Here is a 14,709-nt window from a genome sequence, read left to right on the forward strand (position 1 = left end):
GTGCACCAGCGCTCTAGCGCAGGCTCGCCACCGCCCGCACCAGCTGGTCCACGTCGTAGGCCGTGTTGTGTGGAGCGAAGCCGATGGCCACCGCCCCGGAATCGGGATGGTATTCGGTCTGTCCGCTGAGGCTGCTGGCATTCTTGCGGCCATGCCGCCCGCGACGCGCCCGCCGCGAAGCGCCGATTTCCTCGAACACGCCCATGCTGGCCAGCAGTTCCGAATCGCCGGGCTTGACCACACCAGCCACCACGCCATTGGATAGCAGCCTGTCGACCACCACGGCGGCGGGCACACCTTCCACAATGAAGCTCACTCGGGGCACGCGCTCCACGGCGTCGAAGTACGGCAACAATTCGGATTCACCATCCACGCCGATCACGTGCACGGTCCCCAGCGCCTGCAGGCCTTCCACAGCCCGGCGCGCTAGGCCGTTCATGTAGCGGGTGGCCTGCGGCAACGCATCAGCCACGCGGTGCCTGCGAGATCCCAGCGCGAAATCATCCAATCGGGCCAGATGCTCCACGGCCTCCGGCACGCCGCCCAGCAGGCCCTCGGACACCCCGCCGACGCCCAGCACACCGCGCGGGTCGTTGAACGGAATGGAGGCCAGCACGGAGGAATCGCGGAACACCAGCGCGCCCACAGTCGGCCCGCCGATCGAGCTGATATCCAGCGCGAGCACGTCTGCCTGCATGTCGTCGATATCCACCACGCGATAGGGGGCGTAGGAGTTCACATCCACCACGAACAGTCCGCGGGACTTGTTGTGCACTGCCTCGCCCACGGCCCGCACGTCCGTCACCGAACCCACGTACCGGTTCGCCGCGGCGATGGCGACCACCGTGGTTTCCGGCCCCACGAGGTTGGCGAACTGCCACGCCGGCAGCACACCCGTGGACAGATCCGGCTCTGCCCAGCGCACCCGCGCACCGTAGAGGTCCGCCGCGCGGCGCCAGGGGCGGATGTTCGCTGGGTCATCGATGCGGGAGAGCACCACTTCCTGCCCGAGCCGCAGGCGGCGGTACAGCACGCTGGCGAGCTGGTCCAGCAGCGCTGCGCGCGAGGAGCCCAGCACCACGTTGCTTGGCAGCGCACCGGTCAGATCGGCCACCGCGTTCTTGGCGGCGTCCACGAACTGCTCGCCGATGCGTCGGCCAAGCACCTTGTTATCCGACGCCACCCCATGGGGCGATTCCATCGGCTCCAGCAGAGGTGAGGCACGGAAGGATCGGGAAACGGCCGCGGAGACGCGTTCCGGGACCTGCGGATAATCCTGGGCGTTCATATAGGTCCAGCCATCGGACAGCGATGCGTACAGGCCTCTCACCCGAGGGTTATCAAACACCGGAACTCCTTTCTCGACAGGCAACCCGGCGCGGTTGCCCCCGCCTCGGTCAGGCAGTGATCCAAGCAGTGATCGTTGTGCGACCGAAGTCGCATAGCGACGCGCCCTCGTACTGCTCGAATACAGCTTGTGACGATACTAGCGTGTTCGGTGGACAACAGATATTCGCGCATAACGAATCTTTGATGATCGCGCGAATGCTTGTGTAAAGGTGACAACCTTTCACTATTAGGTATCCATCGTGACCCATTATGTCCGATTCCGCGACGCTCGGCATGCGCCCACCATGCGGAAGCCTCCGGTCCCCGCATGGGCCGTTCATCCGGATGGAGTAAGTTGGACACACTACGACGAAGGAAAGGTGTGTTGTGGCCCAGACCGCAGATGTAGAACGCATCACCGCCACCACCGAGGTGCATGACATCCCGGCGAGCAAGTCAGAAACATTCTCCGCCGCGTGGAAGGACCTCAAGCGGGGCTTCGAGCAGCGCGAGCTGTGGCTGGCTCTCGGCTGGCAGGACATCAAGCAGCGCTACCGCCGTTCCACCCTGGGTCCACTGTGGATCACCATCGCCACCGGCGTGATGGCCCTGGCCCTAGGTCTGCTGTACTCGCTGCTGTTCCAGCAGGACTTGGCGCAGTTCCTCCCGCACGTGGCCGTGGGCCTGATCATCTGGGGCTTCATCGCCGGTTGCATCCAGGATGGCTCCCAGGTCTTCATCGCCAACGAGGGTCTGATCAAGCAGCTCCCCTCGGCTCTATCGGTGCACGTGTACCGCCTGGTGTGGCGGCAGTTCCTCTTCCTGTGCCACAACCTGGTGATCTGGGTTGTCCTCATCGCTATTTTTCGCCCTCACCTGGGGTGGAACGTTTTCCTCGCCATCCCAGCGCTCGCGCTGTTGGTGCTCAACGGCGTGTGGGTGACGATGTTCTTTGGCATTATCGCCACCCGTTTCCGCGACGTGGCTCCGCTGCTCGATTCCCTCGTTCAGCTGGCGTTCTACATGACCCCCATCGTGTGGACCACCGCGACGCTGAGGGAGCAGGGCGGTGAGATCGCCAACCGCGCGAAGATCGCGGAGATCAACCCCCTGTACCACTACCTAGAGATCATCCGCGCGCCCATGATCGGCGAGCCGGTGGCCGCCTACCACTGGTGGATCGTGCTGGCCATGACCGGCGTGGGTCTTCTCCTCGCCCTTCTCACGATGCGCAAATGGCGCTTCCGCGTGAGCTACTGGGTCTAGCACCTGCACACCCGCCGTCCGCTGTTCGTTTCTTCCTGCCCATCCTTTTAACGGAGGTCACCGTGGTTTCCATCGACACCTACAACGCCTGTGTTGATTTCCCTATTTTCGACGCCAAATCCCGCTCGATGAAGCAGACGTTCCTGGGTGCCGCGGGCGGTGCTATCGGACGTAATGAGTCGAATACCGTGATGGTCGAAGCGTTGCGCGACGTGAACTTGCACCTCAAGGACGGCGACCGGGTGGGCCTGGTCGGCCACAACGGCGCGGGCAAATCCACACTGCTCCGGCTGCTGTCTGGCATCTACGAGCCGACGCGCGGGTCCGCCGTGGTGAAGGGGCGCGTGGCCCCGGTGTTCGACCTGGGCGTGGGCATGGACCCGGAGATCTCGGGGTACGAAAACATCATCATCCGCGGCCTGTTTCTGGGACAGACGCGCAAGTCCATCAAGTCAAAGATGGATGAGATTGCGGAGTTCTCCGAGCTGGGCGATTACCTATCCATGCCCCTGCGCACGTACTCCACGGGTATGCGCATCCGCTTGGCGCTGGGCGTGGTGACCTCCATCGACCCGGAGATCCTGCTGCTCGATGAGGGCATTGGCGCCGTGGATGCGGCGTTCATGACCAAGGCCCGGGTGAAGCTGGAGGAGATGGTGAAGCGTTCCGGCATCTTGGTGTTTGCCAGCCACTCCAACGACTTCCTTGCACAATTGTGCGATTCGGCGTTGTGGATTGACCATGGAGAGGTCAAGAAGGCGGGCCCGGTGGCCGATGTTGTGGAATCCTATGAGGGGCCGGAGGCTGGAAACTTGGTTCGCAGCGTGCTGCGAGACCTCGGTCGCGCGTAAAATCGAGTGCGATTGTGTGATCTGGCTTAAATCCGGGGCATTTTTGCGAACTGGCTGACAATCCAGCGCGCGCGGGTAACCTCGGTAGCACGCACAAGAAGCATTAATTTTTTACTCAAAATAACTTTATCGACCCTCCGTAAACTTCCTCGATTCCACCTCTACACCCCCAACGAAAGCGCAGCTGACACCGTGACTTCCTCCACGCACAACTCCCCCAGCACCAGTGGCGATGACACCGCTTCCGATGCCTTCAACTCAAAGAAGTGGCTCGAGCTGTACACCCCGTGGACAGCTCACACCATCGACCTCGAGGATCCGAAGGAGAACCCCCGCGGCTTCACGTTGCCGGAGATCTTCTGGAACGGCGTACACGATTACAAGGACAACACGGCGTTCACCTTCTTCAACAAGTCCGTGACGTACAAGGACTTCGGTCGCCACGTCGCCACCGCCGCAGCCGGTCTGCGCAAGCTCGGCGTGATGCAGGGCGAGCGCGTGGCAATTGCTCTGCCGAACTGCCCCCAAGCGCTCACCGCCTTCTACGCAACGCTCACCATCGGCGCCGTCCCCACCCTCCACAACCCCCTCTACACCGCAGCTGAGCTGACCCACCCCTTCGAGGATCACGCCGCCAAGGTCGGCTTCTTCTGGGACAAAATGGCCGGCACCGCCGAGCAGCTCCGCGACAAGACTCCGCTGGACACCGTCATTGCCGTGAGCCTGCCGGATGCCATGCCCCGCGTCATGCAGTTCGCCCTCAAGCTCCCCATCCCGCCCGTGAAGAAGCTCAAGGAGAAGCTCACCGGCCCGGCTCCGGAAGCCCTGCCGTGGAACGAGTTCATGGGCAAGGGAAAATCCAAGGCCAAGAGTGAACTGGGCGGCGGATACACTGGTGGCGTCGGGCCAAAGAAGCCCCTGGACCCCACGGATCCTGCGCTGATTCTGTACACCTCCGGAACCACGGGCAAGCCCAAGGGCGCGGTGCTGACGCACCGCAACCTCATCGCGAACCTGCGCCAGGGCCTCGAGTGGGTGGAGGGCCTAGGCAAGGGCCCGAAGCCGGAGGTCATGCTCGCCGCGCTGCCGATTTTCCACGCCTACGGCCTGACCATGAACATCACGATGGCTCCGATGATCGGCGGTGAGATCCAGCTGCTGCCCGCCCCCGAGATGGATCTGGTCATGCGGATCATGAAGAAGAACATGCCCACGTGGATGCCGGGCGTGCCCGCGCTGTACGAAAAGATCATGGAAGCCGCCGAGAAGAAGGGACTCAGCATTGACGGCGTGCGGGCGTCGTTCAGCGGCGCGAGCGCGCTGCCTGCCTCCACGGTGAAAAAGTGGGAGTCGCTCACCAGCGGCAAGATCATCGAGGGCTATGGCCTCACCGAAACCGCGCCGATCATCGTGGGCAACCCGATGGGGCACGGCCGGGAGGGCTACATCGGCGTGCCCTTCCCCTCCACCGAGGTGCGCATCGCTGATCCCGACGACCCCAGCAAGACCCTCCCGGACGGCGAAGAAGGCGAACTGCTGGTCCGCGGCCCTCAGGTGTTCAAGGGGTACCTCAACAAGCCGGAGGAAACCGAGAAGGCCTTCTACAAGGACTGGTTCCGCACCGGCGACATGGCCGTGATGGAGCCGGACGGGTTCATCAAGATCGTCTCCCGCATCAAGGAAATGATCATCACCGGCGGATTCAACGTCTACCCCGCCGAGGTGGAGGAGGTGCTCATGGAGCACGAGTCCATCGAGCAGGCCTCCGTGGTGGGTGTGCCGCGCAAGGACGGCTCCGAGACCGTAGCGGCGGCCGTGATCCTGGCCGCCGGCGCCACGCTGGACAAGGACGCGCTGCGGGCCTTCGCCGCGAACAAGTTGACGAAGTACAAGGTGCCGCGCATCTTCCAGGAGCTCAAGGAGCTGCCCGCCGATCAGATGGGCAAGGTGCGCCGCCGCGAGGTGCAGGACATCGTCAAGGACTTCCTCAAGGACATCAAGCACGACTAGAAGACCGGCGGGCGGAGCGACCGGGCATAATTGAAGCCATGCCTTTACGTACATCCGATACCGTCGCCGCAGTCATCGTCACCCACAACCGGGTTGAGCTGCTGCGCGCCTCCCTGGACCAAGTCGCCCACCAGGAGGGCGCCGAAGCGCGGCACATCATCGTGGTCGACAACGGCAACGACCCCGCCGTGAAAGCTCTAGTAGATGAGGTGGCCGGGGAACGCGGCCACTACATCGGCTCCGCCACCAACTTGGGCGGCGCCGGCGGGTTCGCCTTGGGGTTCCTCACCGCACTGTCCCTGGGTGCGGATGCGATCTGGTGCGCGGATGACGATGGTCGCCCTGCCGACGCCCACGTGCTTGCCACCCTGCAGCGCGTGGCGGAACAGGAGGGCCTCGATGAGATCAGCCCCATGGTCTGCAACATCGATGCACCCGATCGCCTAGCTTTCCCCCTGCGCCAGGGGTTGGTGTGGCGCCGCCTGCGCAGCGAGCTGGAGGGCGACTTCCTCCCCGGCATCGCCTCGTTGTTCAACGGAGCACTGATCAGCGCGAAGGCTATGGAGATCATCGGCGTGCCGGACTACCGGCTGTTCATCCGCGGCGATGAGGTGGAGTACCACCGCCGCCTGGTACGCAGCGGCCTGCGGTTCGGCACATGCCTGACCACGGCGTATCTGCACCCGGATGGCTCCGACGAGTTCAAGCCGATCCTGGGCGGCAAGATGCACACCCAGTACCCGGATAACGAGTTCAAGCGCTTCTTCACCTACCGCAACCGTGGCTACATCATGAACCAGCCCGGCATGCGCAAGCTGCTGCCGCAGGAGTACGCCCGGTTCGCGTGGTTTTTCCTGGTGCAAAACCGGGATGTCAAGGGCTTCAAAGAGTGGTTCTCCCTGCACAAGGCGGGGCGCAACGAGCGCTTCAACCGCCCCTAGCGGAGGACTAGCGGAGGATAAACTCCCGCATCATCGTGGTCCACTGACCCACGTCATCGGGCGTTTCCGCGATGTGGACCTCTGCGTTCGGCAGTAGGTCACCGAGTTCCTCGGCGCTCTCGATGGGGTGGCCGGGGTCCTGGGTCCAGGCCAGGATGAGCACCGGGCACTCGATCTGCATGATCTTTTCCTTGGCCGGCAGGTTCGCCTTGGCGGCGCCGCGATAGGCGATCGGCAGGATGGATTCCAGCACGTCCGGGTCCGTGTGCGGCCGGTCGGGGTTCACGGCCGGTGGCAGGGCCTCGTGCTTCGTGAACTCCGAGTAGGCTGCTAGGCCGTTGTCCTCCACATATTGCGCCGAGAACTCGTAGCCGGTGGCTCGGGCGCTGCGATTTTCCCAGACGGTGGGCGGGAGCCCCAGAATGAGCTTGTCGAACAGGCCGGGGTGCTTTACCTGAGCAGTGAGCAGGGTGGCGCACCCCATGGATTGCCCGATTCCCACGAGGGGGCGTGTGTCGGTGACATCCGGCCACACATCCCCCACCACGGCGTAGAGGGTATCCGCCAGGGAGTCCCAGAGAAAGTCCTGCTCAACGGCCTTCTGCCCATCATGGGCTCCGTCTTCGCGCAAGCGCGTGCGGCCGTGCCCCGGCGCGTCGTAACGCAGTGTCTCGAACTCCGGCAGATCGTGGACGAAGTTCAGCCCCAGGATCTCATCGCGCGCCATGGAGCTGGTGAGCCCGTGGAGCTGCACCAGGCGGGCGCTGGCCGCCGGGGAGGGGTGAAGATCAGCGGCGATGGCCCACCTGCCCACGTCAAGTTTCAATGATGTCAACGCGCTTGACCTTTCCCGGAAACATTTGGTTTTTAGTCTGCCTATTATGCGACTCACAACGATTAATACCATGAACCTCCGCCCGGGCATTGTGCACAGCTACGGGGTGACAACCCGCACCCGCAGCGGGTCGGTTGCCCCGCCCATTAGCTTTGACCAGCGCCAACACTGTGCCCGCGGGCCGCGCCCGGGTTCATGGATGGCGGTGAGTTTTAGCCTCCCCCGCGCCGCCACCCTGTCCCAGATCAGCACCGCGTACCACCACCTCATCGCCCACCACGGCACGATGCAGACAGTGGTGGTAAACCCGGCCGACCCTCGGCTGGAGGTGGTGAACGTGTGCCAGGGTAACTGGCACCCGGAGACCGGTGGCATGGATGGCGACGAGCAGTTCGATCCTCGCCCGATCTTGCGCGAGGTCTTTGACCGTTGTTGCAACCCGTTCGCCAGCCCGTCCCACCAGCTGTGCGTTGTTGACCACCGGGCTGGCACGGCGCAGGCCACGCGCGTGGGCGAGCCGATGGAGGATGCGACCGTGATCATCGGCTTTGATCATTCCCACACGGATGCTTGGAGCTTGCTGGTGACGATCCGCGACTTCACGGCTCTGCTCGATGCGGTGATCAGTGGCACGGATCCGGCGACCGTGCTGACGCCCACGTTGGGCTTCGGTGATCATTCCCGGCAGTTGGTGGAGCGCAACGGCGCGCCCGAGCACGTGGTGGCCCGCTGGCACGAGCACCTAGCGGACGGGACGATGCCCGTGTTCCCAGGGGACCTCGGGGATCTCTCCGAGCCGCGGTCGCAGGTGGTGGACGTGGTTGATATTTTCGACGCCAACGAGCTCATCGCCTTCGATGATGCATCGGCCGCCCAGGACATGAGCATGTTGGGGCTGGCGGTGGCGGCGATGGCTCCGGTGAAGGCTGTATTCCCCATTCATTCGCGCCGCCAGCCGCTCACCCCTGCTGAGACCTGGGATAACGCGATGGGGTGGTTTATCACCAACTCCATCCTGGACTGCCCGGACGTGGGGGCGGAGCCGGGCCACGCAGACGTGAGCCATGCTGCCGCTGCCCGCTCGATCATGGACGCGATCCGCGAGACAATCCAACTAGGTTCGTATCCCCTGGCGCCGATCATGGAACCGTGGGGCGGAAACGTGCCCGCTACAAAGGGAATGTTCGCGATCTCCTGGCTGGATAACCGCAAGCTGCCGGTGGATATTGAGCCAGGATTGGAACCGCAGCACATCTCCGCAGAGATCAAGACCGACGGGGTGATGGCGTGGTTCGTGTCCAATGACGACGGCATGCACCTGCGCGTGCGCTACCCGGACACCCCGGAGGCGCGGCAGTCAGTGCCGGCGTGGTGCCGGAAGGTGGTGGCCACGATGCGCGCTGAGGTGCAGGGCAGTGTGGGAGCGGGGCTGCCGGTCACGGTCTGCGCACCTGCCGCGACGCTCGCCGGATCCAAGCCGGATCCCGAACCGGCCAGCGCCTGATCTGGAACCCACCTGGGAAATCGGGCTCCTCGCCCCCGTCTGGCTTTATCACTGCAGTGCGCAGGCGTATCCTTATTCTTTAGCCTGGCTCACGACCCACGCATCGTGGGCCGCACCAGGTTGATCACACCAGGTTGATCGCAGCACCAGAGCCCCCGCACATAGAGGACGCCCGTGACCACAGCCCCCACTTCCGAACAGCGCACGCGCCGCAGCTTCAGCAAGCGCAACGTTGCGCGGCAGTTCATCCAATTCGGAATGGTCGGCGCCTCCGGTTTCATCGTCAACCAGGCGGTGTTCGTGCTGTGCAAGAAGACTCTCGACTGGGGTTGGGACCACTCCGCAGACGATGTGCTGCTCAACCTCGTGGGTACTCAGTTCAACCTGCGCTGGTATCACCTGTTCTCCACCCTGGCTTTCATCGTGGCGAACGTCTGGAACTTCCTGCTCAACCGCTACTGGACCTTCTCCGGCGTGCCGAAGAAGGCCTGGTGGAAGCAGCTCCCGCAGTTCATGGCGGTGGGCGTCTTCGGCCTGCTCATCACGCTGGCCGTGGCCACCGCCTTGGTGAACCCCGAATCGCCCATCGCGCTGCCAGCGGATATCTTCAACGACTCCACGGGTCTACGCACCCGCGTGTACTGGGGTAACTTCATCGGCGTGATCGTGGCCGTTCCCGCGAACTTCCTGTTCAACAAGCTGTGGACCTTCCGCGCGAAGCCCGCTAAGGGCGTGCGCACCCGCGGTCCCCGCACCGCCACCCACCCCGTGGCGGCCGCGGCCACTGGAGCCCCCGACGCCGACATTATGGGCGAAACGGACCGGGGTGGCGTCGAGAACAAGAAAGCCAACAACAGCGCAGGCGACAGTCCCACACGCGCACACAACCCCGAGGCCTAGAGACCCCAAAAGGACAAACGATGGCAAAAACCGTGAATGGTGAACCGTACGCCGCGAAGTACCCGGTCACCACGATGATGGAATCGCAGCTGGTGCGGTTCATCCTCGTGGGCGGGTTCAGCGCCATTGTGGACTTCGGGTCCACGGCGATCTTCCACTTCGGGCTGGGGTTCAGCGACACGCTATCGAAGTCGCTGGGCTTCGTGCTGGGAACGCTGACGGCGTACATCATCAACCGCCGGTGGACGTTCCAGGCCGAGCCTTCCACGTTCCGGTTCGTGGTGACGATGGTGTCCTACGCCCTGACCTTTGGCGTACAGGTGGGGCTCTACAAGGTGTTCATCCCGGTGCTGGAGGGGATGGACCTCAGTGCATTCTGGATTCGCGTGTGGAGCTTCGTGATCGCGCAAGGCACGGCGACGGTGCTGAACTTCCTGATCCAGAAGTTCCTGATCTTCAAGAAGTAGCTCGCGGTTAGTGCTGCAGGAGGAAGCGGTACATCTCCAACCGATCCACCAAGGAGCTGCGCTGCACGAGCGGCACCGTGGTCTCCTCCGGCGACGGCGACCAGCTATCCGCACCGGCCATCGCCAGGACCTTCCGGGTGCGGGTGCAGAGCTCGCGCACGGCGTTGGCGCTAGTTCCGGGGTAGCCCGCCAGGGTCATGAACGCCTCGCGGACCCGCTCAGCGTCATCGTCTTTGACCAGCGTGGACAGGGCGATGATGTGCGCCCACGCCGCGGCGCGGGCCTTGGGCTCGTGTTCCACGGGCGCGTCGGCGAGTAGTTCCGCGGCCTGTTCCGACACGACCGCCGGGCGGTCCAGATCCAGCGATTGCAGCAGCGGAATGAACTCACAGCTCTCCGGGGACTCCAGCCAGCGGCGCAGCTCCGGTTTCACGGCTCCGAGGACATGCTCGACCGTGGCCTCGCCCGCCAGTTCCACGTTGATTTCCGCCACGCTGGGCCATTTGCGGATCTTGAGCGGGTGCTGGCGCAGCGCGGGGGCGCTGTTGCTGTCCGCACTGTTGGCGCTGTTCGCACCGCTGGCACTGACGCTCCGTCGCGCACTGAGCCGCACGCTCACATAATCGCAGCTCACCAGCTTCGCATCGGGAACGGACTCCAACCCATCGCCACCATGCGACGCCAACACGCCGTGCAGCCCAAGCGCCCTACTGATCGTGTCCTCCGCCTGGCCGCACAGTTCCTCACCGGCGCGCACGTCGCGGTGATCCACCACAGTCACGCTGAAGTAGAACTCCCCCACCACGAGCAACCCAGTCATGCCCACGGCGCGCTCGCCTTCGCACGCCTGCCACAGCGACGTGCCCATGGACTCCACACCATCCAAGCCCTGCGCGGCGTACGTCCTGCCGGAGATGCGGAAGCTCCACGGCTCGCCGACCGCGTGCGGCTGGTGGTAGTCCTGCCTTTCCACACGCTCTGGCCAGCCGTAACAGGTCAAAATGGCATCGGCGGCGTCGGCGATACTGAGCCCGGCATCCAGCACCACCAGGCGCGAATACAGGCCCCCGGCGGCCTGGTGTTGCACGGACACGAGGTACATGTGCCGGTGCATTCGGCGCTCCAGCGCGGAGGACCCGAAGTCTGCTCCGCCGCGCCCACCGGCGTTGCTGCCGCCGGCGAAAATGATTCCCTGAGCATGCGAATCGTCCCCGCCGGGGAATCGGATCACACGCTCACTGTTCATGCCGTCAAGCGTAGTGGCACTCCCTGCAGCTCGCTGAGTGAGTCATCGACCTCTCCGAGCCTGCGCACGCGCAGTTTGTCGAACGCATTCCACTGCCGGATCCACGCGCGCAGCCCCTTGGCCGTGGCGAGCGCATCGGTGATCGCGCTGGTCGTGGCCGGATCTTGCCCCTCGGTTTCGGGCGCGCGCGCCGCATCTGGCTCGAGTGGCTCGACCGTTCCCCACGCCGGTTGCCGCTTTTCTGGGAATTCCTTGGCAAACGTTTCCTTCGCTCCCGCGATGGCTTCCTCGGCCGCGTGTTGGGTGGCCGCACGGTCGATGATCGGCAGGTCTTTATCGTCGACGCCACCACGCACGTCCTCCACCGATACCCCCTCGGTGAGCAGCACGGGGTATCGCAGCAAGGTGGTGAGGATGGAGCGCTGGTCACTGCGATTTTCAATCCAGTCGGCGGAGCTGGCGAAGCCCTGGATGCCGTCCGCGGTGATGACCCACGCGCCAGAGAAGTCTCCGAGGGTGACGGTGGGATCGGTTTCCACCTGCCAGACGGCGTAGACGGGCCCGCGCTCGCCCTCGGCGCGGGCGAGCACCATGATGGGATCGAACTGGGGTGCTGCCGTGGGGGCTGGTGAGGGGGCTGGTGCTTGGTCGCTCATGGCACCCCATCATAACCGCGTGCGCTGGCACAGTAAGCTGCACATCATGGCAGTCTTTGACTTTTTCTCCCGCAAGAAGCGCAGCCCAGAGGACCAGGAGCAACGTGCGAACCCGGTGCGGGTTGGTGGCGTCGGCGAAAAAAGCTCCTACGAAGCATCCACGCGCACAAACCTGCCACTCAACGAGTTCATGACACGCCTCATGGCCCAGGAACTTCCCATCCTGGATAGCACCAGCAGGCAACGGGTCAACGACATCCTCCGAAGCTACGACGGCCCCGAAATCACCAGCGTGGAGGAACTGCCGGAGGAGATCCGGCAGATTATGGAGCTGTATTAAAACTCCCCGTGAGAACCCAGGGAACCACTCCCAACCGGCCTGTTTGAAAGCGGGCCTGAGCAGTCGCTGTACTAGGGTGGGAACTATGGATTTGCAGACCAGCACGAAAACTCTCACCGGGTGGGGGCGCACCGCGCCGACCACCGCAGAGGTTCTTAAGACTCCCGATGTGGATGTCATCGCCAAGGCCGTGGCGCAGGTCGCCGATGATAACGCCGATAAGCCCGCCCACCTGCAGCGTGGTGTGATCGCCCGTGGCATGGGGCGCTCCTACGGCGACCCCGCTATGAACGCCGGCGGGCTTGTCATCGACATGCAGGAGCTCAACCAGATCTACAGCATCGACCCCGACAACGCCCTCGTGGATGTCGATGCGGGCGTGACCCTGGATCAGCTCATGAAGGCCGCCCTGCCCTACGGCCTATGGGTACCGGTGCTGCCGGGCACCCGCCAGGTCACCATCGGCGGCGCCATCGGCCCGGACATTCACGGCAAGAACCACCACTCCGCAGGCTCCTTCGGCAACCACGTTGTGTCGATGGAACTGCTGGTGGCCGACGGCCGGGTGCTCCACCTCGAGCCCGAAGGTAGCGAGGACGACCCGGATGGCGAACTGTTCTGGGCCACCGTGGGCGGCATGGGCCTGACCGGCATCATCCTGCGCGCGAAGATCCGCATGACCAAGACGGAGACCGCGTACTTCATCGCCGACGGCGACCTCACGCACTCCCTGGACGAGACGATCGCATTCCACTCGGACGGCTCCGAGCACAATTACACCTACTCGTCCGCGTGGTTCGACGCGATCTCGGGCGGTAAGAAGCTGGGCCGCGCCGCCATTTCGCGCGGTAGCCTGGCCACGCTCGACCAGCTCAAGGAACTCGCGCCGAAGCTGGCCAAGGACCCGCTGAAGTTCAATGCGCCGCAGCTCATGACGGTGCCGGATATCTTCCCGAGCTTCACCATGAACAAGCTGTCCATGATTGCCATCGGCGAGCTGTGGTGGCTGAAGTCCGGCGAATACCGCAACTCCGTGCAGAACCTCACGCAGTTCTACCAGCCGCTGGACCTCATCGGCGAGTGGAACCGTGGCTACGGTTCTAAGGGCTTCCTGCAGTACCAGTTCGTGGTGCCCACCGAAGCTGTGGAGCCGTTCAAGGAGATCATCCGCGACATCCAGGCTTCCGGCCACTACTCCGCGCTCAACGTGTTCAAGCTGTTCGGCGAGGGCAACCGCGCGCCGCTGTCCTACCCGATGCCGGGCTGGAACGTGTGCGTGGACTTCCCGATCAAGCCGGGTCTCGGCGCGTTCCTCGATGACCTCGACCGCCGCGTCATGGAGTTCGGCGGCCGCCTGTACTTGGCGAAGGAGTCCCGCACCTCTGCGGAGAACTTCCACAAGATGTACCCCGGCCTCGAGGGCTGGTTGAAGACCCGCAACGAGATCGACCCGACCGGCGTGTTCGCATCGGACATGTCCCGCCGCCTGGAGCTTTAGAGCTCACGAGCATTAAGGAGAATCCCCACCAATGATTGATGCTGTAGGAAAACCCCAATCCATCCTGCTGCTCGGCGGCGCCTCCGACATGGGCCTGGCCGTTGTCGAGGAGTTCCTCACCCGCGGCCCGGCGCGTGTCATCCTGGCCGCCCGGCCCGGCGAGTCGCTGGATGAGGCCACCCAGCGCGCGAAGGCCGCTGGCGCCTCCGAGGTCATCCCCGTGGAGTTCGACGCGATTGACTTCGATTCCCACCCCGCCGTGTTCGAGGAGATTTTCAGCCACGGCGACGTGGACATCGCCATCGTGGCTTTCGGCATCCTCGGCGACAACGAGCAGCAGTGGACGAACCAGAAGCTGGCCGTCCAGGCCGCCCAGGTGAACTTCACCGGCGCCGTATCCGTGGGCGTGCTGCTGGCTGATTACATGAAGAAGCAGGGTCACGGCCAGATCGTGGCCTTCTCCACCGTGGCTGGCGAGATGGTTCGCCGCTCCAACTTCGTGTACGGCTCCACCAAGGCCGGCCTCGACGGTTTCTACCGGATGCTCGGCGAGGCACTGCGCGGCACCGGCGTGCGCGTGCTCACTGTGCGCCCGGGCCAGGTTCGCACGAACATGACCAAGGACCTTGACGATGCCCCGCTGACCGTCGATAAGGAAGACGCAGCCAAGGCCATCGCCAACGCTGTGGATAAGAAGAAGACGCTGATCTGGGTTCACCCACTGTTCCAGCCGATCATGTTTATCCTCAAGCACCTGCCGCTGCCGATTATCCGCAAGCTGCCGCTGTAGGCCCCACCCGGCCGACTGCTTGTTCAGCCGGTACAAAAACATATCGACATGTGCACGCAATGAACGATATCCCGGC

General features: G+C 64.0%; 14 protein-coding genes. 10 read left to right on the plus strand and 4 right to left on the minus strand.

Annotated elements, in window-relative coordinates:
- Window positions 1-13: 13 nt before the first annotated feature.
- Window positions 14-1,348 carry an aminotransferase class V-fold PLP-dependent enzyme gene (locus tag LA343_RS01600; RefSeq protein ID WP_025403808.1) on the minus strand — a complete coding sequence of 445 codons (1,335 nt, stop codon included), beginning with the start codon at window positions 1,346-1,348 and terminating at the stop codon, window positions 14-16.
- A 368-nt stretch (window positions 1,349-1,716) separates the two neighbouring features.
- Between LA343_RS01600 and wzm the strand changes: the two genes are divergently transcribed.
- The 4 genes from wzm (at window position 1,717) to glfT1 (ending at window position 6,397) form a co-directional block, all read left to right on the plus strand.
- Window positions 1,717-2,595 carry a galactan export ABC transporter permease subunit Wzm/RfbD gene (gene wzm, locus LA343_RS01605; RefSeq protein ID WP_025403809.1) on the plus strand — a complete coding sequence of 293 codons (879 nt, stop codon included), beginning with the start codon at window positions 1,717-1,719 and terminating at the stop codon, window positions 2,593-2,595.
- A gap of 62 nt (window positions 2,596-2,657) precedes the next feature.
- Window positions 2,658-3,446 carry a galactan export ABC transporter ATP-binding subunit Wzt/RfbE gene (wzt, locus tag LA343_RS01610; protein ID WP_025403810.1) on the plus strand — a complete coding sequence of 263 codons (789 nt, stop codon included), beginning with the start codon at window positions 2,658-2,660 and terminating at the stop codon, window positions 3,444-3,446.
- 192 nt (window positions 3,447-3,638) lie between these two features.
- Entirely contained in the window at window positions 3,639-5,456 is a 1,818-nt protein-coding gene (locus LA343_RS01615; RefSeq protein WP_025403811.1) for a long-chain-fatty-acid--CoA ligase, read from the plus strand.
- Window positions 5,457-5,494: 38 nt separating this feature from the next.
- A complete protein-coding gene (gene glfT1 / locus LA343_RS01620; protein WP_039911000.1) occupies window positions 5,495-6,397 on the plus strand; it encodes a galactofuranosyltransferase GlfT1 in 903 nt (300 codons plus the stop codon).
- Between the two features lie 7 nt (window positions 6,398-6,404).
- On the opposite strand, the gene LA343_RS01625 is transcribed toward glfT1, so the two are convergent.
- A complete protein-coding gene (locus LA343_RS01625; protein WP_039911001.1) occupies window positions 6,405-7,232 on the minus strand; it encodes an alpha/beta fold hydrolase in 828 nt (275 codons plus the stop codon).
- Between the two features lie 46 nt (window positions 7,233-7,278).
- Here LA343_RS01625 and LA343_RS01630 point away from each other — a divergent pair, with 46 nt between their 5' ends.
- The 3 genes from LA343_RS01630 (at window position 7,279) to LA343_RS01640 (ending at window position 10,103) form a co-directional block, all read left to right on the plus strand.
- Window positions 7,279-8,736 (plus strand): condensation domain-containing protein, encoded by a 1,458-nt coding sequence (locus LA343_RS01630; RefSeq protein WP_025403814.1) that lies wholly within the window; start codon window positions 7,279-7,281, stop codon window positions 8,734-8,736.
- A 174-nt stretch (window positions 8,737-8,910) separates the two neighbouring features.
- Entirely contained in the window at window positions 8,911-9,636 is a 726-nt protein-coding gene (locus LA343_RS01635; protein WP_025403815.1) for a GtrA family protein, read from the plus strand.
- Between the two features lie 20 nt (window positions 9,637-9,656).
- Window positions 9,657-10,103 (plus strand): GtrA family protein, encoded by a 447-nt coding sequence (locus LA343_RS01640; protein ID WP_025403816.1) that lies wholly within the window; start codon window positions 9,657-9,659, stop codon window positions 10,101-10,103.
- 7 nt (window positions 10,104-10,110) lie between these two features.
- On the opposite strand, the gene LA343_RS01645 is transcribed toward LA343_RS01640, so the two are convergent.
- Together LA343_RS01645 and LA343_RS01650 are read right to left on the minus strand one after the other, a co-directional pair.
- The gene (locus tag LA343_RS01645; protein ID WP_025403817.1) at window positions 10,111-11,349 is read right to left on the minus strand and encodes a hypothetical protein; all 1,239 of its coding nucleotides are present in this window, start codon (window positions 11,347-11,349) and stop codon (window positions 10,111-10,113) included.
- Window positions 11,346-12,005: a hypothetical protein gene (locus LA343_RS01650; protein WP_025403818.1), complete on the minus strand. Its 660-nt coding sequence runs from the start codon at window positions 12,003-12,005 to the stop codon at window positions 11,346-11,348. The genes LA343_RS01645 and LA343_RS01650 overlap by 4 nt, the downstream gene beginning before the upstream one ends.
- Window positions 12,006-12,051: 46 nt before the next feature.
- Here LA343_RS01650 and LA343_RS01655 point away from each other — a divergent pair, with 46 nt between their 5' ends.
- The 3 genes from LA343_RS01655 to LA343_RS01665 all read left to right on the plus strand — a co-directional run bounded on the left by LA343_RS01655 (window position 12,052) and on the right by LA343_RS01665 (window position 14,633).
- Window positions 12,052-12,345, plus strand: a complete 294-nt coding sequence (locus LA343_RS01655) for a hypothetical protein (protein WP_039911738.1) — start codon at window positions 12,052-12,054, stop codon at window positions 12,343-12,345.
- Window positions 12,346-12,430: 85 nt separating this feature from the next.
- Window positions 12,431-13,843 (plus strand): decaprenylphosphoryl-beta-D-ribose oxidase, encoded by a 1,413-nt coding sequence (locus LA343_RS01660; protein ID WP_025403820.1) that lies wholly within the window; start codon window positions 12,431-12,433, stop codon window positions 13,841-13,843.
- Window positions 13,844-13,874: 31 nt separating this feature from the next.
- Window positions 13,875-14,633 (plus strand): decaprenylphospho-beta-D-erythro-pentofuranosid-2-ulose 2-reductase, encoded by a 759-nt coding sequence (locus LA343_RS01665; RefSeq protein WP_025403821.1) that lies wholly within the window; start codon window positions 13,875-13,877, stop codon window positions 14,631-14,633.
- Window positions 14,634-14,709 lie beyond the last annotated feature (76 nt).

Origin of the sequence: Corynebacterium falsenii (assembly GCF_020099275.1) — a bacterium.
Lineage (GTDB): Bacteria > Actinomycetota > Actinomycetes > Mycobacteriales > Mycobacteriaceae > Corynebacterium > Corynebacterium falsenii.